The 20,149-nt window shown below is 71.3% G+C and carries 16 protein-coding genes; 10 read left to right on the top strand and 6 right to left on the bottom strand.

Going from position 1 to position 20,149, the window contains the following annotated elements:
• Nucleotides 1-97: 97 nt before the first annotated feature.
• Nucleotides 98-1,045 carry an oxidoreductase gene (locus tag BKH32_RS03985; protein WP_075248729.1) on the bottom strand — a complete coding sequence of 316 codons (948 nt, stop codon included), beginning with the start codon at nt 1,043-1,045 and terminating at the stop codon, nt 98-100.
• A gap of 168 nt (nt 1,046-1,213) precedes the next feature.
• Here BKH32_RS03985 and dapB point away from each other — a divergent pair, with 168 nt between their 5' ends.
• Entirely contained in the window at nt 1,214-1,966 is a 753-nt protein-coding gene (dapB, locus tag BKH32_RS03980) for a 4-hydroxy-tetrahydrodipicolinate reductase (RefSeq protein ID WP_075248728.1), read from the top strand.
• 38 nt (nt 1,967-2,004) lie between these two features.
• Here dapB and BKH32_RS03975 read toward each other — a convergent pair whose 3' ends face one another.
• Nucleotides 2,005-2,748, bottom strand: a complete 744-nt coding sequence (locus BKH32_RS03975) for a GNAT family N-acetyltransferase (RefSeq protein WP_075248727.1) — start codon at nt 2,746-2,748, stop codon at nt 2,005-2,007.
• Nucleotides 2,749-3,061: 313 nt separating this feature from the next.
• Here BKH32_RS03975 and dapA point away from each other — a divergent pair, with 313 nt between their 5' ends.
• Both dapA and BKH32_RS03965 read left to right on the top strand, forming a co-directional pair.
• Complete coding sequence (gene dapA, locus BKH32_RS03970; RefSeq protein ID WP_075248726.1) at nt 3,062-3,958, top strand: 4-hydroxy-tetrahydrodipicolinate synthase; 897 nt, start codon at nt 3,062-3,064, stop codon at nt 3,956-3,958.
• Nucleotides 3,959-3,980: 22 nt separating this feature from the next.
• Nucleotides 3,981-4,427 carry a pyrimidine dimer DNA glycosylase/endonuclease V gene (locus BKH32_RS03965; RefSeq protein ID WP_178384549.1) on the top strand — a complete coding sequence of 149 codons (447 nt, stop codon included), beginning with the start codon at nt 3,981-3,983 and terminating at the stop codon, nt 4,425-4,427.
• Between the two features lie 40 nt (nt 4,428-4,467).
• Here the strand turns inward: BKH32_RS03965 and BKH32_RS03960 are convergent, their stop codons facing one another.
• The 3 genes from BKH32_RS03960 to BKH32_RS03950 form a co-directional block, all read right to left on the bottom strand.
• Complete coding sequence (locus BKH32_RS03960; protein WP_075248725.1) at nt 4,468-6,249, bottom strand: AMP-binding protein; 1,782 nt, start codon at nt 6,247-6,249, stop codon at nt 4,468-4,470.
• 75 nt (nt 6,250-6,324) lie between these two features.
• Nucleotides 6,325-8,241 (bottom strand): AMP-binding protein, encoded by a 1,917-nt coding sequence (locus tag BKH32_RS03955; protein ID WP_075248724.1) that lies wholly within the window; start codon nt 8,239-8,241, stop codon nt 6,325-6,327.
• Between the two features lie 159 nt (nt 8,242-8,400).
• Nucleotides 8,401-11,016: a HelD family protein gene (locus BKH32_RS03950; RefSeq protein WP_075248723.1), complete on the bottom strand. Its 2,616-nt coding sequence runs from the start codon at nt 11,014-11,016 to the stop codon at nt 8,401-8,403.
• Between the two features lie 483 nt (nt 11,017-11,499).
• On the opposite strand from BKH32_RS03950, the gene BKH32_RS03945 reads away from it, so the two are divergent.
• A complete protein-coding gene (locus tag BKH32_RS03945) occupies nt 11,500-12,438 on the top strand; it encodes a PAC2 family protein (protein ID WP_075248722.1) in 939 nt (312 codons plus the stop codon).
• A 63-nt stretch (nt 12,439-12,501) separates the two neighbouring features.
• Here the strand turns inward: BKH32_RS03945 and BKH32_RS03940 are convergent, their stop codons facing one another.
• Entirely contained in the window at nt 12,502-13,338 is an 837-nt protein-coding gene (locus BKH32_RS03940) for a spermidine synthase (protein WP_256690762.1), read from the bottom strand.
• An 87-nt stretch (nt 13,339-13,425) separates the two neighbouring features.
• Between BKH32_RS03940 and dinB the strand changes: the two genes are divergently transcribed.
• The 6 genes from dinB (at nt 13,426) to BKH32_RS03910 (ending at nt 20,057) form a co-directional block, all read left to right on the top strand.
• A complete protein-coding gene (gene dinB, locus BKH32_RS03935) occupies nt 13,426-14,778 on the top strand; it encodes a DNA polymerase IV (protein ID WP_256690760.1) in 1,353 nt (450 codons plus the stop codon).
• Nucleotides 14,779-14,824: 46 nt separating this feature from the next.
• Nucleotides 14,825-15,238, top strand: coding sequence for a DUF3040 domain-containing protein (locus BKH32_RS03930; RefSeq protein WP_075248720.1), 414 nt, complete (start codon nt 14,825-14,827; stop codon nt 15,236-15,238).
• A gap of 628 nt (nt 15,239-15,866) precedes the next feature.
• Complete coding sequence (gene mraZ, locus BKH32_RS03925; protein WP_075248719.1) at nt 15,867-16,298, top strand: division/cell wall cluster transcriptional repressor MraZ; 432 nt, start codon at nt 15,867-15,869, stop codon at nt 16,296-16,298.
• A gap of 252 nt (nt 16,299-16,550) precedes the next feature.
• Nucleotides 16,551-17,678 carry a 16S rRNA (cytosine(1402)-N(4))-methyltransferase RsmH gene (gene rsmH / locus BKH32_RS03920; protein WP_075248718.1) on the top strand — a complete coding sequence of 376 codons (1,128 nt, stop codon included), beginning with the start codon at nt 16,551-16,553 and terminating at the stop codon, nt 17,676-17,678.
• 108 nt (nt 17,679-17,786) lie between these two features.
• On the top strand, nt 17,787-18,251 hold the full coding sequence (locus tag BKH32_RS03915; protein ID WP_075248717.1) for a hypothetical protein: 465 nt from the start codon (nt 17,787-17,789) through the stop codon (nt 18,249-18,251).
• 6 nt (nt 18,252-18,257) lie between these two features.
• On the top strand, nt 18,258-20,057 hold the full coding sequence (locus tag BKH32_RS03910; protein WP_075248716.1) for a peptidoglycan D,D-transpeptidase FtsI family protein: 1,800 nt from the start codon (nt 18,258-18,260) through the stop codon (nt 20,055-20,057).
• Nucleotides 20,058-20,149: the final 92 nt, after the last annotated feature.

Raw genomic sequence — 20,149 nt, 5'->3', positions numbered from 1 at the left:
TTACATAACAGGCCCTAGGCAGCGTGACAACACCTGGCTACCAGGAGTCTTCACCTTCTCAACGACTAACACACCCAGTTCCCAGACGCCCTCTCAGTCAGGTCCTGAGTCGGCGACGGAAGCCGAAGGCGGCACTGATGAGCTGATCGAAGGCGCGGTCCGGCAGGACTCGGCGCGCGGCAATGAGAGGCCCCGCCATGAAACCCACGGCGTAGCGGGTCCGGGGGCGGCGGGAAGTGATGATCTTGCCGACAGTGCGGGCGATGACCACCGGCGGGGAGAAGCGCCGCTGGTTCGACTCGCTGCGCATGGCTCCGGCCACGGCCCGGATCTGATCGGCGTAGGCGCTGCCCTCGGCCGTGGCCTCCAGGTGGTCGGCGGCGATCGACCACCAGGCGGTGCGGATCGCGCCGGGCTCGACCACGACCACGTCGATGCCGAAGGGGCGCAGTTCCATGCGCAGCGCGTCGCTCAGGGCCTCGACGGCGTACTTGGTGGCGTGGTACCAGCCGCCCAACGGTGTGGTCAGCCTTCCGCCGATGGAGGAGATGTTGATGATGGTGCCCGAGCCCTGGGCACGCATGTGCGGGCTCACCAGCTGGGTCAGGCGGGCCAGGCCGAAGACATTGACCTCGAACTGGCGACGGGCCTCGTCGATCGGGACGTCCTCGATGGCCCCGTAGGAGCCGTAGCCGGCATTGTTGACCAGGACGTCAATGCGGCCGGTCTCCTCCAGGATGCGGTTCACGCCAGTGGTCATGGAGGCGTCGTCGGTGACGTCCATGGCCAGTGGGCGGATGCCGTCGGCGGTCAAGGCCTGGAGGCGGTCGGTGCGGCGGGCCGCACCGTAGACGATGTAGCCCAGCGCCTGGAGCCTGCGGGCGGTGTCCTCGCCGATACCGGAGGAGGCGCCGGTCACGAGCGCGACCCTCGTCCCGGGCGCCTTGGAGAATGGTTGGGGCACGGTGGCCGGTGCTTGCTCCGCGGTCGTAGTCACGAGCGGTTCCCTTTCTGATGACGTGGGAGTGCCTCCAGAATTCACCATGATTGCGGACTCTGTTCGCATCGACTCCCGGGTGCTTCCCGTAGGGGGGACGTATTGAGTCTCCCACCTGAGGCAATCTGGCCCGTCCAGGCGCTTGTCAACCGGAGCCGGTGTCGGGAAGGCGGTCTTGACTCCCGCGGCGGGCGGGCCAGTCGCTAGGGTGGGGCCATGACGATTCGCGTAGCTGTTGTGGGCGCCGCAGGGCGCATGGGATCGACCGTCTGCCAGGCGGTCCAGGATGCCGATGGCCTCGAGCTCGTGGCCCGCCTTGACGTGGGGGACACCCTGGATACCGAGCACCTGGCGGGCGCCGACGTCGCCGTCGACTTCACCGTCCCCAGCATCACCGAGGCCAATGTTCACGCCCTGCTCGACGCCGGAGTGGATGCCGTCGTGGGCACCACCGGCTGGACTGAGGAGTCCTACGGGCGCATCCGCGAGCACCTGGCCCGGCCCGAGGCCGCCGGCCGCAGCGTCCTCATCGCCCCCAACTTCGCCCTGTCCGCCGTGCTGGCCATGAGTTTCGCCGCGAAGGCCGCCCCCTACTTCGAGTCCGCCGAGGTCATCGAGCTCCACCACCCGAACAAGGTCGACGCGCCCTCGGGCACCGCGGTCGCCACCGCCCAGGGCATTGCCGCGGCCCGCGCCGAGGCGGGCCTGGGCGCCATGCCGGACGCCACCCGGACCGACCCCGACGGTGCTCGCGGGGCGGTGGTCGACGGCGTCCACGTCCACGCCGTGCGTCTGCGGGGGCTGACCGCCCACGAGGAGGTCGTGCTCGGCAACCCCGGTGAGCAGCTGACCATCCGCACCGACTCCTTCGACCGGGCCTCCTTCATGCCCGGCGTGGTCCTGGCCGTGCGGCAGGTCTCCAGCCGCCCCGGCCTGACCATCGGCCTGGACGCCCTGCTCGACCTCTGAGACGGGGCGGGCAGGAGCCGGTCTGGGGCGGTGAGGCGCTACAGCGAGGCCGCCCAACAGTCCTCGGTGATTCCCTCGCCGACGCCAAGCACCCGGTGGGCCCCGGTGGGCGCCATACCGACCGAGGCCAGAAGCCGGCTGACCGACTCGTCCCCGTGCACCGCCCAGGCCACGAGCGCCCTGGCCCCGTCCTGACGGGCCAGGTCCACGGCCGCCGCCAGGAGCCGCGATCCGTGCCCGCGGCGCTGACTGGCCGGCTCCACGCCCAGGGCCGTGACCTCCGCGGCCTGCACCCCGGCCTCATCGACGTGGCCCTCGGCATCCATGGACTGGGTGGGGGCCAGGCCCAGCAGGCCCACCACCGTCCGGCTCGCAGCATCCGCCTGGGCGGTGGTGGCCACCAGGACGTGGTGCTCGGGCGAGGGCGGCTCAGCCACCGCCGTCTCCCAGCCGGCCGCGATGACCGGGGCGGCGATTATCGCCCGCACGCCCTCGGGCAGCGGGGCACTGTGCTCGGCGGTGTGGCCGGCCTCCAGGGAGGCGAGCATGGTGGCGGCCTGGACCCGCCCGATCGCCGTCAGGTCCTCCACCCGGGCCGGGCGCACGAATCCCCCCGGTGCCTGAGGGCCGTCGTGATCATGCAGGTCGTGAGTGCCTCGGGAGTGCTGGTGCGGTGCGCGCGGGTCCAGGTCGGGGCCGGGCTCGGCCAGCGGATCTGCGCCCAGAACGGAGTCGTCCCGGCTGCCGGAAGGCGAGAAGCTTGCGGGGGTCGAGGAGTCCATGACTCGAGCCTAGGACCTTGTGCATATCGGTGTTGGAGGCCCGGGCGCCATGGGCACAAGGCCTGGAGAACGCTCGGTGGCGGGGCGCGTGGCGGGAAAGTGTCCGTATGGGACGACTTTGACTGGGGCGTTTCACGGAGTCAGATTGCGTTTGTGCAGGTCGGAGGGTTCCCGACCCGGCAGTGGTAAGGGCCGGAGACTCCAAAGTCGTCCCATTCGGACATAATCGGCCTGTAGCCTGTCCGCTGCTCGCCTATCTGACAGATCGTGAGAACGCATCTTCCGTACGCCCGGCCCGCGTTAGGGTGGCGCCATGAGCGCAGCCCCCTCCCGCAGCTTCGGTTCCGTCGGCGTCGCCATGGTGACCCCCTTCACGCCCAGTGGGGAGGTCGACTTCGATGCCGCCCGCGCCCTGGCGGTCAGCCTGGTCGACGACGGCGCCGACCTGATCCTCCTGTCGGGCACCACCGGTGAGTCCCCGACCACCCACACCCCCGAGAAGCAGGAGCTGATCCGGCAGGTCAAGGACGCCCTGGGCGGGCGCGCCATGATCATGGCCGGAGCCGGCTCCAACGACACCGCCCACGCGGTGCGCATCGGCGTGGCCTCCCAGGAGGCCGGCGCCGAGGGCCTGCTCATCAACGCCCCCTACTACAACCGCCCCAGCCAGGAGGGCGTCTACCAGCACATCAACGCCGTCGTGGAGGCCACCGACCTGCCCGTCATGGTCTACGACATCCCCGGGCGCACCGGCGTGAAGATCACCGAGGAGACCCTGGCCCGCCTGGCCGAGAACCCCCGCGTCAAGGCCGTCAAGGACGCCACCGGTGACGTCGAGCAGGGCTTCCGCCGCATGGAGTCCACCGGCCTGGAGTACTACTCCGGCGACGACGGCCTCAACTTCGCCTGGCTCACCCACGGCGCCTCCGGCGTCATCTCCGTGGCCGCCCACGCCGACGCCCACTCCTGGCGCCAGATGATCCACGCCGTGGACGCCGGAGACCTGGCCAGAGCCCGTACCCTCGCCCGGAGCCTGCGTCCCCTGGTCCACGCCATCATGGGCGGCGGGCAGGGGGCCGTCATGGCCAAGGAGGCCCTGCACCTCCAAGGACGCCTGCCCAGCCCCGCCCTGCGCCTGCCCCTGGTGCGGGCCGGGGAGGCCGAGGTCGCCGCCCTGCGCGAGGTCCTGGCCGCCTCCGGGCTGCTCTGACAACCGGCAGGGCGCACCCGCCATGCGCATGTGGTCGCTGCACCCGCGCCACCTGGACCGCGCGGGCCTGGTGGCCTGCTGGCGCGAGTCGCTGCTTGCCCAGGCGGTTCTGGCCGGACGTACCCGTGGCTACCGCAACCACCCCCAGCTCGAACGCTTCCGCGCCGCCCCCGATCCGCTTACTCCCGCGGTGGCGGTGGGAGCCTACCTGTGGGGGCTGCGTCAGGAGGCCGTCCGGCGCGGCTACCGCTTCGACGCCTCCCGCATCGACCTGCCCGAGGCGGATTGCGCCGGCGTCAGCCTGACGGTCACCGAAGGGCAGATGGACCTGGAGCGCAGGCACCTTCAGGCCAAGCTGGCCGTGCGCGCCCCCGAGCTCCTGCCCCTGCCCCAGCGGCTTGAGGCACACCCGATCTTCCGGGTCGTCCCCGGTGACGTCGAGTCCTGGGAGCGGGCGCTGACCCCGTGAGCCCCGGGGCGGGCTCCGAGACGACCGCTATCGCGGCCGATCAGTCCTCTTCCACGGTTCTTTCGAGTACCTGCTCGCGTACGACGCGGCGCAGGATCTTGCCGATCTGGGAGCGTGGCATCTCCTCGATGACCTCCAGGCGGTGCGGTAGCGCGTAGCGCGGGACCGTCCGCTCGGCGTGCTCCCGCACCGCCTCCAGGGTCACCGACCCCGGCGCGGTCCCCTCGACGAGAACCACAACGGCGCACACGAGCTCGCCCCTGGCACCGTCGGGAAGCCCCACCACGGCGACGTCGGCCACGCCCTCCAGGGGGCGGATCGCCTCCTCCACCTGACTGGGGTAGACGTTGAAGCCGCCGGTGAGGATCAGCTCGCGCTTGCGGTCGGCCATCCACAGGAAGGAGTCCTCCCGACGCACGATGTCCCCCGTGCGCAGCCACCCGCCCGGCAGGATCGCGGCCTGCGTGGCCGCCTCATCCTCCCAGTAGCCGGCGAAGACCTGCGGGCCGCGCACCAGTAGCTCACCCGACTCGCCGTCGGGCACCTCCCGGTCGGGATCCGGGTCCTCGGGGTCGACGACGCGCACGTCCGTGGAGGGGAAGGGCAGTCCCAGCGCACCCAGCCGGCGCGAGGGACCCATGGGCGTGCCCGCGACGATCGGGCTCGTCTCAGTCATGCCGTAGCCCTCGACGAAGAACCCGCCGGTCGCCTTCTCCCACCGGGCCCCGACCTCCGGCGGCATCGGGGCCGCCCCGCACACCCCGTAGCGCAGGGTGCCAAGGCTCGTGCCCCGCTTCTGGGCACCGTCGAGGATCCGCTCGAACATGACCGGCACGCCGACGAAGAAGGTGAAGGGGCGCCGCTCGTGCGCGGTCAGGACCTGATCCACCGAGAACTTGGGCAGCATCACCTGGGTGGCGGCCTTCTGCACCGCGCAGAAGAGGTTGAACGTCAGCCCGAAGGCGTGGAAGAAGGGCAGCAGGCACAAAAAGTTCTCCCCGCCCTCATGCAGCATCGGCACCCAGGCGATGGCCTGGTTGGCGTTGGCCCGTAGATTGGTGTGCGTGAGCATCGCCGCCTTGGGGGTACCGGTCGTCCCGCCGGTGTGCAGCAGCACCGCCACGTCGGAGCCTCCCGGGTAGGGGAAGCGTGAGGGGATCCGGTGAGCGCCGGCCACCTCCCTGTCCCAGGAGCGCACCCCCGCAGGCAGGCTCTGGGCCCGGAAGGCGGCCCGCTGCTGGCGGGCCCGCTCCACCGGGAGACGCAGCGCGGCACGCAGACGCACCGGCATCGCCGCCGACAGGTCCACGCTGAAGACCGTGCGCCCCTGGAGCACATCGCCGGCGCGCGAACCAGCGGCCCCATCCGTGACGAGATCGACGCCCTTCTCCCACACGATGACGACCCGGGCCCCGTGAGCATCCAGCTGGGAGCGGATCTCCTCGGCGGGTGCCAGCGGGTTGTGCTCGGCCACGATCGCGCCGATGCGCAGCGCCCCGTAGAGGGCGACGGCGTGCTGCGGACAGTTCGGCATGATGAGGGCCACCCGGTCGCCCCTGCACACCCCCGAGGTCCGCAGCACCTGCGCCGCGCGCTCCGAGGCCTCCAGCAGCTCGCGGTAGGTCATCGCCGCACCCAGGAAGTCGATGGCGACCCGGTCGGGGTAGAAGCGCGCCGCCGTCTCCAACAGCTCGCTCAACGGCGCGTCGGGAACCTCGATCGCCGCCGGGATACCGGGCTGGTAGTGCGGGCGCAGGTAGTGGCGGTGGTCCTGGGTGGCCTGCTGCGGCGGGGCGGCGGCGTTGATCGTGCTGTCAGTCATGTCTGTGGAGTCGAATCGGGCTGTGGGTGGGAGCAGTCGGGTGTTCTGGGACGGCTGCAATCTGAGGGCGCGCCCTCAGCGGGAGGCCGCGTTGTCCTGCGGGCCGGCCTTGCCGTCCTGGCCGCCCTCCTGCTGACCGCCGTCCTTGCGCTCACCCCTGCCGGGGAAGTGCTCAACGATGGAGACGGCCGCCGCCGTCGCCGCCCCGGAGGCCGCCTCCCGGGCCGCCAGGAGCTCGTCGCGCACCACGCGCCGCAGCACCTTGCCGATCTGGGAGCGGGGCATCTCGGTCAGGATCGCGATCTGGCGCGGCAGGGCGTAGTTGGACAGGTTCTTGGCCGCCCACTCGCGCACCTGCTCCAGGGTGACCGTCTGGCCCTCCTTGGGCAGGATCGCGGCGACGACGGACTCGTTGCCGGCCTCGGCCGGCAGCCCGACGACGGCGACGTCCTCCACCTGCGGCATCGAGCGGACCGCGGCCTCCACCTCCGTGGGGTAGATGTTGAAGCCCCCGGAGATGATGAGCTCCTTGCGGCGGTCGGCGATGACGTAGAAGCCGTCCGCCTCCTGGCGCACCAGGTCGCCCGTGCGCAGCCAGCCCCCGTCCAGCAGCACCTCGGCGCTCTCCTCGGGGTTGTCCCAGTAGCCGGAGAACACCTGGGGGCCGCGGGCCAGCAGCTCGCCGACCTCCCCGGGGGACACCTCGCGCTCGACGTCCTCGGGGTCCACCAGGCGCACCTGGGTGGAGGGGTAGGGCACCCCCAGGGTGCCGGGCCGACGCGCCGGCGAGATCGGGTTGCCCAGGATGATGGGGGAGGACTCGGTCATCCCGTAGCCCTCGATGATGGTGCCCCCGGTGGCCTCCTCCCAGGCCTGCGCCACTGCCAGCGGGTTGGGGGCCGCCCCGCACACGGCGATCTTGCAGGAGGACAGGTTCGCCCCCGTGGCCCGCGCCCGGGTCACCAGGCGGTCGAACATGACCGGCACCCCCGGGAAGAAGGTGGCCGGGCGCCGCTTCCAGGCGGCCAGCACCAGATCCGCCCCGAACTTGGGCAGCACCACCTGAGTGGCGGCCAGCCCCACCGCGCACAGCAGCGACAGGGACATGCCGAAGGCGTGGAAGAAGGGCAGGACGGCGTAGAAGGTCTCCTTGCCCGCGCTCGTGGTACGAGACGCCCAGGCCAAGGACATCTCGGCGTTGGAGCGCAGGTTCTCGTGGGTGAGGCACACGGCCTTGGGCGTGCCCGTCGTCCCGCCGGTGTACAGCAGAGCCGCCGCCTCCGAGACGCTCGGCAACGGGAAGCCCGTGGCCAAGGGGATGGCGGAGGCGGCCAGGTCGTCCCAGGAGCGCACCCCGGCCGGGATCCTGCCGCGCAGCTCGCGGCGCTGAGTGCGGGCGGCGGCCACCGGCAGCCTCAGGGCCAGGCGGCTGCGCAGCGGAAGATGACGGGACAGGTCCACCGAGTACACGCTCAGGCCCCCCAGGCCCGCCGCCTCCAGGGAACCCACCGCCGCCACGAGGCGCTCGAGGGTCTTCTCCCAGGCGATGATGACGCGCCCGCGGTGAATGTGGAACTGCTCGCGCAGCTGGGCGGCGGGCGCCAGCGGGTTGTGCTCGGCCACGATCGCCCCGATGCGCCAGGCCGCGTAGGCCAGGACCACGTGCTGAGGGCAGTTGGGAAGAATGATCCCGACGACGTCCCCGCGCCCGACCCCCAGGCCCCGCAGGGCCTCCGCGGCCCGCGCCACCTGGGTCTCCAGCTGGGAGTAGGTGGTGGTGGCGCCCAGGAAGTCCAGGGCCACCCGGTCCGGGAAGTCCCGGGCGGCGTCGCGCAGCATGCAGGACAGGGGCTCGCTGACCGCCGGGATCGTGGAAGGCACCCCGGCCTGCCGGTAGACGGCCTCGAGGACCTCACCGCCTGAGACATCCGAGCCGGTCGCCGATGCGGCATCGTGCGTGAACGCGGGTGCCGACGTGCGTGAAGCACTCATGGGTCTTCCCCCTTGTCTGCCGTGAGCCTCCCCCTGACAGGGAGGGTATCGCCCGCCGCCGGTGCCACCCGGTGCGACGACGAGAACTCAGAAGCAACCGTAACCTACGGTGGCGTAACCTGCGCGGTCGGTGACGGCGACGGTCGTGTGCGATCCGGCTCACCTGTCGCCGGAACGCGGCTCCAGGCCCCGGGGCACAGGCAGACGGCTGACGACCCGCAGGCGGCGCGTGGGGCGAGTCATCGCCACGTACAGGTCGCCAGCGCTGCGCTCACCGACGTCAGCCGGGTCCACGAGCACCACGACGTCGAACTCCAGCCCCTTGGACAGCACCGGGTCAACCACCAGCAGCCGCGAGCGAAGCACGTCACCTCCCGGAGCCTCCATCGCCGCGGCCAGGTCCGGGTCCTCGCGCAGCAGCGCCTCAGTGCGCCCGGGGGAGGGGGAGATGATCGCGATGCGCCCGACGCCGGCACCCACCTGCTCATCCAGGCGGGCCGACTCCTGGGCGACGACCTCGCGCAGGAGGCTCGCCCAGGCATCGGGCCGCGCGCCCTGAGAGGACTGCGACAGGTCCGTGACCTCCAGGCAACCGGGCAGGTCGCGCACCGAGCGCACCGGGTAGACCGGCGGGTGACCCAGGTGCGTCACCGTCTGCTCCGCCACCTCCATGATCGTGGCCGGCGTGCGGTAGCAGACGCTGAGCGCCTCCTCGCGCAGCGGGGTCGACCCGCCGCGCGAGCGCCCCGACTGCCGGCCCTGCCGCGAGCGGGAACGGGCCCGGTGACGGGACTGCGACCGGGACCGGCCCCCAGCCTCCGCAGCCTCCTCAGCCGACGCCGTCCCCAGGGCGGTGAGCACCTCGCCCCAGCTGCCGGGGGCGTGGGGGCCCGAGTACTGGGCCAGGTCCCCCACCACCGTGAAGGAGCGCACCGGGCAGCGACGCGCCAGAGCCCGCCACGCCATGGTGCCCAGCTCCTGGGCCTCATCGACGACGACGTGTCCGTAGGTCCACGTCCGATCCGCGCGGGCCCGCTCGGCCAGAGTGAGAGTGGGGCCGCCCTGGGAGACCCGGTCGGCCAGCATCTCGGCACTGACCATCCCGCCGCCCAGCTCCTGGGACTCGATCGCCTGGGCCGCGTAGGCCACCAGGTCCTCACGGCGGCGGGCCTCCAACCGGGCGCGCCGCGCCTGGGCGTCCTCACTGGGGCCCAGCAGCTCGGCCAGCTCGTCAATGAGCGGGATGTCCGCCGTGGTCAGGGCGCTTCCCGGCTCACGGTGCAGCAGCGCGCGTTCCTGCTCGCTCAGGGAGGGCACCACCTGCTCCAGGAGGGCGGGCCGGCTCCACAGCCGCTCCAGCAGCCCCTGGGGCGTCGTCGGCATCCAGCACAGGTTGATCTCCCGGCGGGCGTCACGGGCGGTACGGATGTCCTCACGGATCCAGGCGCGCGTGTCAGCGTCCGAGGCGTCCTGGTTCGTAGCGGCCGCGTACTGGTCGGTCAGGCGCTCCAGGAGCCAGATCACGAAGGCCTCGCGGGCCAGGTTGTGGGGCTTGCCGCCCCGGCGGGCCCGGGAGGCCGCCTCACGCACGTCGTCGGGCCTCAGGGACAGGCGCACACCCTGGACCTCGATCTCACGGGGAGCATCCGGGACGCGCTGCAGGCCCCGCACCGCCCGCTCCAGGGCCTTGACCCACAGGGAGCGCCCCTTGAGCTCGGCGACGCGGGCGTCCTCCTGCGCCGTGGCCCGCACCCCGGGAACCAGGTCGCCGATCGTCGTGGAGACCACCCCCGTCTCACCCAGGGAGGGCAGGACCTGCTCCACGTAGCGCAGGAAGGTGCGAGACGGCCCCACCAGGAGCACGCCGGAGCGCTCCAGGCGCTCGCGCTCGGAGTAGAACAGGTAGGCCACCCGGTGCAGCGCCACCGCCGTCTTACCCGTGCCCGGGCCGCCCTGGACCACGAGCACACCCCGGCCCGAGGAGGTGACGACCCGGTCCTGCTCGGCCTGGATCGTGGCCACGATGTCACCCATGCGGCCGTCGCGGGCGCTGGACATCGCGGCGATGAGCGCCCCCTCGCCCTGCAGATCCCCGGCGGCCACGGAGGTCCCGGACGAGCCGGACGGGGCCTCGCCGGCCTCCAGGGCGGCCAGGTCCAGGACCTCGTCCTCCACCCCGAGCACCTGACGGGCCCGCGTGTCGATGTGCCGCCGACGCACCAGCCCCATGGGGTGGGAGGCCGTGGCCTGATAGAAGGCCCGGGCCAAAGGGGCGCGCCAGTCCAGGATCACCTCGCGGTGCTGAGCGTCCTGCAGACCGATACGGCCCACGTAGTGGCGCCGCCCCCCGCCGGTGACCGGGGAGGAGCCGCCCGCGCCCCGGCCGCAGCCGGCGGCGGAGGCCGAGGCCCTCTCCGAGGATCCCGAGTCCGGCGCGTCGTCGGGTGACCCGCTCATGTCCATCCGCCCGAAGACCAGCCGGTCCTCGACCCCCTCCAGGGAGGAGACCAGCGACGAGTAGTGCACGGCGTAGGCGTCCCGCTCCCCGCGGGACTGGTGGGTGCCGCTGACGCCCTGGGCCTCGGTGCGGGCAAGGGAGCGGCGGGCCTGAGCCAGCTGGCGGTCCAGCTCGCTGTAGGCGAGGTCGACGACGACCTGCTCACCGCGCATCTCGCGCTCGCGGACGCTGCCCGCATCTTCCTCCGCCCGCGACTGCGCTTCCTGCTGGGAGTGCGGTGGGCGAGAGGGGATCGTCTGACTCACAAGGCCTCGCATCGGTTCTGGTTCTGGCCGGCAGGCGCGCTGGCCGGCGCTGGTTGACGCTGACGGGTACTGGGGTCGGTGATGGCTTCAGTACGGTCGACCCATTATTCTCCTGCTGACGCCCCGACGGGGACGCCGAGGGCGAACAAGGCGCCCGAACCCGGCGCGGGTGGGAACATCGACAATCCAGAAGGTGTTGGCAGGAGTGCCCAGGACGCTAACCGCCGTTCCCGGGCACTCACCCGGACGAATCCTGATAAAACGCCGAATCGTGTCACTGAACCGAGGTCACTCGACGTCGCTCGACCACGACATGGCTGAGACGTGACTGAGACGGGAGCGCTGCGGGCACCGAACCCAGACCATGCTGAGACCATTGCACGACACGGACACGCCCTCCCGGGACCGTCGGTCTCGCTCGCCCCTCAGGGCGGGCGCACCAACGGGCCCATGCTGCGGGAGGATGAACCAGACCAGACAGGAGGAGACGGGCTCGTGAGACCACTGTTCACCATCCAGCACCCCGCGGATCAGCCGATCTCCCCGAGGGTCCTCATCCACCACTTCGAGGGCGCCATGGACGCAGGCAACGCCGGCGCGCTGGCCGTCGACCAGCTGCTCATGACGCTCCCCAGCGAGCGTGTCGCCACCTTCGACATCGACGCCCTCGTGGACTACCGCGCCAGGCGTCCCACGATGACCTTCGTCCACAACAACTACTCCTCAGTCATCATGCCCGAGCTGGTCCTGGACCTCCTCCATGACGACGACGGCGAGGACGTCCTCCTGCTCCACGGCAGCGAGCCGGACTACCGCTGGGACGAGTTCGTCGGAGCCGTGGCCCACCTGGCCGTCTCCATGGGCGTGAGCCAGGCCGTCGGCATGAGCGGCATCCCCATGGCCGTGCCCCACACGCGCCCGACCTACGTCCACCACCACGGCAGCCAGCCCGACCTGCTGCCCAACCAGCCCGAGCTCTTCGGGCACGTCGAGCTGCCCGGGTCGATGTCGGCCTACCTCGAGCTGCGTCTGGGCGAGCTGGGCCTGGACTCCCGCGGAGTCTCGGCCGCGATCCCGCACTACGTGGCCCGTGACGAGTTCCCGCAGGGAGCCTCGGCGCTGCTGACCGCCATCGTGCAGGCCACCGGCCTGGCACTGCCGGTGGGGGACCTCGAGGCCGCCGCCAGCATCAACCGCGCCGAGATCAACGCCGAGGCCGCACAGCAGCCGGAGGTCAGCGCCGTCGTCTCCGCCCTGGAGGCCCAGTACGACGCCATGGCCCCCAGAATCGCCATCGATGAGGTCGACACGTCCGCGCCGATCCTCAACCTGCCCAGCGCCGAGGAGATCGGCGCCCGCCTGGAGGCCTTCCTGGAGGCCAACGACTCCGGGGACCTGGGGCCCCAGGGCTGGAACCCCGGCCGCGAGGGCTGAACGGTACTGCGCGGTGCTGGGAGGTCCCGAGCCGGCTGTACCGGTCAGCCGCCTCTCACGGGTCTAGCGGGTCTGGCCGCCCTCGGGGCGCGGAACCGCGGCGTCGTCGAGCGACCAGCTGCGCACCGGCAGCGGCAGACGGCGCACCGCGCGCTCGACCTCCTCGAGCTCGCCCGCCGTGAAAGGGGCCCGGCGGGCCACCAGCACCAGGTTGCCCCGACGTCTGCCACGCACCGCAGCGGGGTCGGCGACGATGACTGCGCGGGAGACGTCACCGTCCAGGGCCCTGGCGAGCGCCGCGATCTCGGCGCCGGCTCGGGCGCGCGGCATGGAGGCGGTGTTGACCAGCAGCAGCCCGTCAGGCGTCAGCGCCCTCAGGCAGGAGCCGAGGAACTCCTGGCTCCTGCAGGAGCCAGGCACACTCCCGCCGCCGAACACGTCACGCACCACGACGTCCCACTGGCCGGGCCGCAGCCCAGCAACCACCTCAGCGGCGTCACCGACCCGGATCCTCAGCCTGGGGGATCGGGGCAGGTCGAACCAGGTCCGCACCTGGCTCGCGAGAATCTCATCGATCTCGACGGCGACCTGCTGGGAGCCGGGGCGGGTCGCGTCCCACGCCCTGGCCAGGGCGCAGCCCGCCCCACCCAGGTGAAGCGCCCTGACGGGGCCGCCCTCGCCGCGCAGCGCCGTGAGCACCGCGTCCATCTGCTGGTGGTACTCGAAGTCCAGGTGGGAGGGGTCTCGCAGGTCCAGGAAGGAGGATTCCGTGCCGTCGAGCATGAGGAGGATCCCGGTGTCTCGCGCCACGAGCTCGGCCGTGGCCAAGGAGGTGCGCACCGGGCCCGGGGGCAGGTCGGTCAGCGCCGGGGCCCCAGAGGTCCTGCGTCTACGTGTCACAGCCCCACGGTAGCCTGAGAGGAGTGCAGTCGGACTTCTCCGGTCCCGTCAGTCGCTGAGCCCGCCGCACTCGTTGAGGAGGTGGAGATGAGCAGGGCGCCCCGTTCCCAGGCCGCGCGCCGGTCCTGGGGGGACGATGACTCCGCCGCCCCCATCATCCACGTCGACATGGACGCCTTCTTCGCCTCGGTCGAGCTCCTCGAGCACCCCGAGCTGGCCGGCCGCCCTGTCATCGTCGGCGGCCGCGACGGCCGGGGCGTCGTCTCAGCCGCCTCCTACGAGGCCCGCGCCTTCGGCGTCTCCTCGGCGATGTCCATGGCCGAGGCCTCCCGCCGCTGCCCCCAGGCCGTGGTCCTGCCCGTGCGTCACGGCCTCTACTCCCAGGTCTCCGCCCAGGTCATGGCCGTCCTGGCGGAGGTCACCCCCGTCCTGGAGAAGGTGAGCATCGACGAGGCCTTTCTGGACGTGACCGGGGCCAGGCGCCGCATGGGGTCGCCTGTGGCCATCGGCAGGTGGATCCGCGCCGAGATACGCCGGAGAGTGGGCGTCCCGGCCTCGGTGGGCATCGCCTCCACCAAGTTCATCGCCAAGCTCGCCTCCTCCCACGCCAAGCCCGACGGGCTGCTCCTGGTGCCGGCCGGCGCCACGCAGGACTTCCTCAACGTGCTGCCGGTCGGGGCGCTGTGGGGCGTGGGCGCTCGGACGCAGGAGATCCTGGCCAGGTGGGGGATCCGGGACGTGCGCACCCTGGCGGACACCGACGTGCGCCACCTGGAGAGGATCCTCGGCCGGGCCTCCGGACGCCACCTGCACGAGCTCTCCCACGGCGTCGACCCCCGCCGGGTGGAGCCGGTGCGCGAGGAGAAGTCGGTGGGCACCGAGACCACCTTCTTCGAGACCCTCACCGACCGGGAGCACGCCCGGCGGGTCCTGCTGGACCAGACCCACCAGTGCGCCGCCCGCCTGCGCGCGGCGGACCTGCGCTGCCGTGTCGCCGTCCTCAAGGCTCGAGGGGCCGACTTCACCACCGTCACCCGCTCACGCACCCTGGCCACTCCCACCGACCTCGCCCAGGACATCTGGGAGACCGTCTCCTCGCTCTACTCAGCCCTGCCCACCCCGCCCGGCGGCTTTCGCCTCCTGGGGGTGCGGGTCGAGGGACTGCTGCGCCCCGACGACGGTGTGCAGCTCCTCCTGGACGAGGACCCGCGGCGCGGCGCCTCCGAGCGGGCAGCCGACGCCGTACGCCGCAGATGGGGCGCTCACGCAGTGGCCCCGGCCAGCCTCCTGCCAGGAGACGGCACCACCCGGACACCGCTCGGCTCGGAAGAGGGCCACCGAGAGAGCGGGGTCTTCAGCGATCCGAGCAGGAGAGCCGGTTCTCGCCCCGACCAACCTCCCAGGAAAGTTTCTCCTGAGCGGCCGCAGCGCCTATCCTGACGACTACGGCGCAGATCCCCGGCCCCGCCCGGAAGCAAGGAGCATGATGGCACTGTCAGAGCGAGAGCAGCAGGTCCTGCGAGACCTGGAATCGCAGCTCCATGAGGATGATCCCGAGCTGGCTCAGACCTTCCAGCGTCAGGAGCGCCGGCTCTCGCGCCCCTCACCGCGCCATATCGGTGGTGGCGTGGCCCTGGCCCTCATCGGCCTGGCGCTTCTCATCGCAGGGGTCTCAGTGCCCCACAGCCTCCTGTCCATCCTGCTGGGGGTCGCGGGCTTCCTCGTGGCCGTCGGCGGGGTCGCACTGGCACTGACCCGGGTTGAGAGCACGACGAGCCCACGCCAGTCCGCGGCAGGTCGAGACAGGCCCGCCAGGGGTGCCAACGGCGGGAAGAAGCGCTCCTCCTTCATGGACCGCCAGTCGGAGCGCTGGGATCGCAGGCGCGACTCAGAGGACTGACCAGCTCACACCAGCCCCCTCCTCCCCCCTCTCTACTCCACCCGCATCCCCGCACCCCTCAGGCCGCGTCAACGCACGCCGATCCCCATCTCCCTCCACCACCCCCACTTCCCTCCACCACCGCATCCCTCCCGCCGGTACGGCCCCACAGGTCCTGTCTCCAACGCTCACCCGTTCGAGACAGGACCTGAGCGTCTGGAGAGCCCGATCAGCCCCCGGCGGACCTCGCGAGGCCGGGACAGAATCCTGAGAATCCCAAGGAAATCATTGGATTCGGGAGAGCCGCCACAAGAGCGGTGCGGCTCTGCTCGTACCTCTGCGCAGAGTCCCTGAGCCCCACCCGAACTCTGCATGCAGGCCGAGTGGACTCTGCTTTTTTCCTGGATATCCACCACGCCGAGAAGGGTGGTGGTGAATGCCTCCCTCCACCCGTCCTCCACCTCCCTCCACCCTGCGTGAAGAGGCGGTGAACTGCTGTGATGTCAACGAAAAGTCAGAGGCCCGGGGTGGTGGTTCCGTCGTCGGTGATATGCGGTTGTGATGCTCTCGAGGAGGAGGGGTGGGAGAAAAGGGAGGGAAGTGGAGTAGGGTGGGGCACGCGGGGTCGTCGAGGGGAAGGAGGTGGCTCATGTTCCTGGGGACGTATGCACCCAAGCTGGACGAGAAGGGCCGTCTCATCCTCCCGGCGAAGTTCCGTGAGGAGCTTGCGGGCGGCGTGGTCCTGACCCGAGGTCAGGAGCACTGCCTGTACGCCTTCACCGCCGCCGAGTTCGAGCGCATGTACGCCCAGCTGCGTGAGGCCCCCCTCGCTCAGAAGCAGGCGCGTGACTACGTGCGCGTCATGCTCTCGGGGGCGGACTCGCAGATCCCGGACAAGCAGGGGCGTATCACGCTGCCGGCTCCGCTGAGGGCCTACGCGGGCCTGAAGAAGGACCTGGCGGTGATCGGAGCCGGCGCCCGGGTGGAGATCTGGGACTCCGAGTCCTGGAGCACCTACCTGGCCGCCCAGGAACAGGTCTTCGCCGACACGGCCGAGGAGATCATCCCCGGCTTCTTCTGACCCCGCGACCGCGTCGACAACTGAACACCCCGACGGACCGCACGCAGACGCCAACAGGGCTCTGGCGAACCATCTCGTGAGGTCTCCGCCCGATGTCGAGTCCGACGCCTCTTCCCCGGCGCCGGAACCACGGGAGGAGTCCTGGCGAGATGGCCGCCTCCCGGCCTGTCGGGGAGTGTCAAACGCCGAAGACCCATCAGCAACTGAGTGCCAGTCAGGTACCCGGACCAGCATCAGAAAGGAGCACGCCTCATGACCAGCTCACAGGTGCAGGCATCCGCCGCCGACGCCGTCGGCCGGCACGAGCCGGTGCTCCTTGAACGCTGCCTGGACCTGCTCGCCCCCGCCATCGAGGGCGCTGCTGACAGCACGTCGCCGGACGGCCCGGCCCAGCCAGTCATGATCGACTGCACCCTGGGCATGGGAGGCCACACCGAGGCCGCGCTCGAGCGCTTTAAGGCCCTGAAGGTCGTGGGCATCGACCGCGACCCCGAGGCGATCGCGCTGGCCTCGGCGCGCCTGGCCCGCTTCGGAGACCGCTTCATCGCGGTTCAGACGACCTATGACGCCGTCAGCCGGGTGGCTCGTGAGCACTCCGCTCGTGCTGAGGGAACCGTGGACGCCGTCCTCATGGACCTGGGGGTCTCCTCCCTCCAGCTCGACGAGGCCTCACGGGGCTTCTCCTACGCCCGCCCGGCACCTCTCGACATGCGCATGGACCAGGGCTCAGGAATGACCGCCCAGGATCTGCTGGAGACTGCCGACGCCGTCGAGCTCACCCGCATCCTGCGCACCTACGGCGAGGAACGCTTCGCCTCCCGCATCGCCGCCGCCATCGTGCGTCGCCGCGAGTCCGGCCAGCCGGTGGCCAGCACCCAGGAGCTGGCCGAGCTCGTCCGTCAGTCCGTGCCCGCAGCGGCTCGCCGCAGCGGCGGGCACCCGGCCAAACGGACCTTCCAGGCGCTGCGCATCGCCGTCAACGCCGAGCTCGACGTCCTGGAGCGGGCCGTGCCCCGGGCTCTCAACAGCCTGCGTGTGGGAGGACGCCTGGTGGTGGAGTCCTACCAGTCCCTGGAGGACCGCATCGTCAAACGGGCGCTGGCCCACGGAGCCGTCTCCCGGGCGCCCCAGGACCTGCCGGTCGTCCCCGAGGCGGACCGCCCCTACCTGGAGCTGATCACCAACGGCGCGGAGAAGGCCGATGCCCGCGAGCTCGACCACAACCCCCGCTCAGCACCGGTACGACTGCGGGCAGCCGCCCGCCTGCGTCCGGCCGACCAGGCTCCTTCACCGCAGGCGCCTGCGCCCGCAGGCGGCCGGGGACGGGACCCCGGGCACCGGAGCGGTCAACGCGCCGCGCGCCGTCGCCACCGCAGCTAGGCGGCCCCGCCGCTCCAGACGCCGGCGGACCGTCCCAGGCGGTCAATGATCCCACTGCACCATCGTCCATCCACTCCAGTCCAGCTACGCCACAGGGAAGGCACATTGATGAGCGCCACTGCTACTGCTCGAGTCACCCGCCCGATCGCGACGCGGCGCACCGCCCAGGCAAGTGGTTCCACCAGCACCCAGGGGCGCACGGAGGCGGGCTCGGTCAAGCGGCCCCAGCTGCGCGTCGTCAGCGGCGCCTCTCGGGCCGCCTCGTCCTCCCTGCCCTTCCTCACCGTCATCATCCTCGTGCTGGCCGGGGCCCTCATCACCTCGATGCTCCTCAACGCCAAGATGGCCGACACCGCCTACCGGATGAAGGAGAAGCAGATCGAGCTCAACGTCGCCGAGGACCACGTCGAGACGCTGCGCACCCAGGTTCAGGAGGCCTCGGCGCCCGACGCGCTGGCCAGCCGAGCCAAGGAGCTCGGGATGGTGCCCGCCGCCGCCCCCGGCGTCGTCGATGTCAACAAGGGACAGCTCACCGAGGGAACCCCCGCCCACGCCGCCAAGAGCGGGAAGTAGACGCCTGTGAATCCCTCGCGTCGTCAGGCGCTCCAGCTCGGAGGGCTGCTCGTGTTCACCGCACTGGCCGGGCGCACCGTCTACGTCCAGGCGGTCGAGGGGCCGGAGCTGGCCCAGAAGGCGAAGGCCGAGCGCACGGTCACCTGGGTCAACCGAGCCCCCCGAGGCGACATCACCGGACGCGACGGCACCGTCCTGGCCTCCTCGGCGGTCAGCTACGACGTCGGCGTCAACCAGTCCCTCATCGCTCAGTACGAGCGCACCGAGATGCGACTCAACGAGTCCACCGGCGTCAATGAGAAGGTCGTCGTCGACTACGGGGCGACGGCGGTCGCGGCCCAGCTGGCACCGATCCTCAACGTCGATCCCCTCGAGCTCGGAGCCAAGCTCGTGGGAAACCGGAGCTACGAGGTCATCGCCCAGGAGGTCTCTCCCGACACCTGGCGCAAGATCAAGGCCCTGGACATCCCCGGGGTCGAGCCGGACCAGCGCACCCGGCGCACCTACCCGGCCGGGACCGTGGCCGGCAACGTCCTGGGCTTCACCCACGAGGGCGAGCACAACCGCGAGCTCATCGGGGCGGCCGGCCTGGAGCTGACCCAGAACACGCTCCTGACGGGAACCGACGGCAAGGGCAGCGAGGAGGTCGGGCGCAGCGGCGTCATCATCCCCACCGGTGAGCAGGAGGACGAACCGGCCAGGCCCGGCGCCACGGTGCGCACCACCCTCAACCCCGACCTGCAGTCCATCGCCCAGGAGACCATCGACCGAACGGTTGCCGCCCAGCACGCGGACTGGGGCATCGTCATGGCCATGGAACCGACCACCGGCAAGGTCGTGGTCCTGGCCGACTCCAACTCGGTCGACCCCTCCGACCCCTCGGCCACATCCGAGGAGAACCGCACCGCCCGCAGCGTTCAGGCCGTCTTCGAGCCCGGAAGCGTCGGGAAGGTCGTCACCTTCGCCGCCGCTCTGGAGGAGGGGGTCGTCAAGCCCGAGGACACCTGGACCATCCCCTACACCTGGAGTGCGGCCAACGGGCAGACCTTCAAGGACTCCCACGAGCACGAGACCCAGACCATGACCACCGCCGGGGTCCTGGCGGAGTCCTCCAACGTCGGCACCGTGCAGATCGGCGAGAAGCTCGCCGACGACGTCCGCTACAAGTACATGAAGCGCTTCGGCTGGGGGCAGGCCACGGGCATCGAGATGCCGGCGGAGTCCGACGGCATCCTCTACCCGCCCGGCTCCTGGGACGACCGCACCCGCTACACCACGATGTTCGGGCAGGGCGTGGCCGGCACCACCCTCCAGTCCCTCCAGGTGCTGGCCACCGTGGCCAACAAGGGCGTGCGCGTGGCCCCGCGCGTCATCGACGCCTGGATCGACGCCGACGGCAAGGAGACCCCGCAGAAGCGCCCCGAGGGGGTGCGGGTCGTCTCCGAGGCGACGGCCAAGACCCTCACTGAGATGCTCATCGGCGTCACCCAGGAGGGCGGCACCGCGGAGTCGGCCTCCATCAACGGCTACCTGGTGGCCGGAAAGACCGGAACCACCGAGATCCTCACCGACGACTCCACCGTGGCCTCCTTCGTCGGCTTCCTGCCGGCCCGCGACCCGGTGCTGGCGATCGCCGTCATCGTCAACCGGCCCGAGGGAATCTACGGAGGCACCGTTGCCGCCCCCGTCTTCCGAGAGGTGGCGCTGGCCGCCATGCAGGCGCTCAACATCGCCCCGGACCCGAGCGTCGTGGCTGCCCGGGCCGCTCGTAACGGCGCCGGGGGAGAACGGGACGCGAGCCAGTGAGGTGGCGTATGGGGTAAGCGTGACAACCAGCACCTCGGCGAAGTGGGCCGGAGGGGCTCTTGTGGAACATCGACAGTGGAAGGTCGCGATAG

The sequence above is a fragment of the Actinomyces oris genome (assembly GCF_001929375.1).
Lineage (GTDB): Bacteria > Actinomycetota > Actinomycetes > Actinomycetales > Actinomycetaceae > Actinomyces > Actinomyces oris_B.
This window is presented reverse-complemented; position numbering and strand designations above follow the sequence as displayed.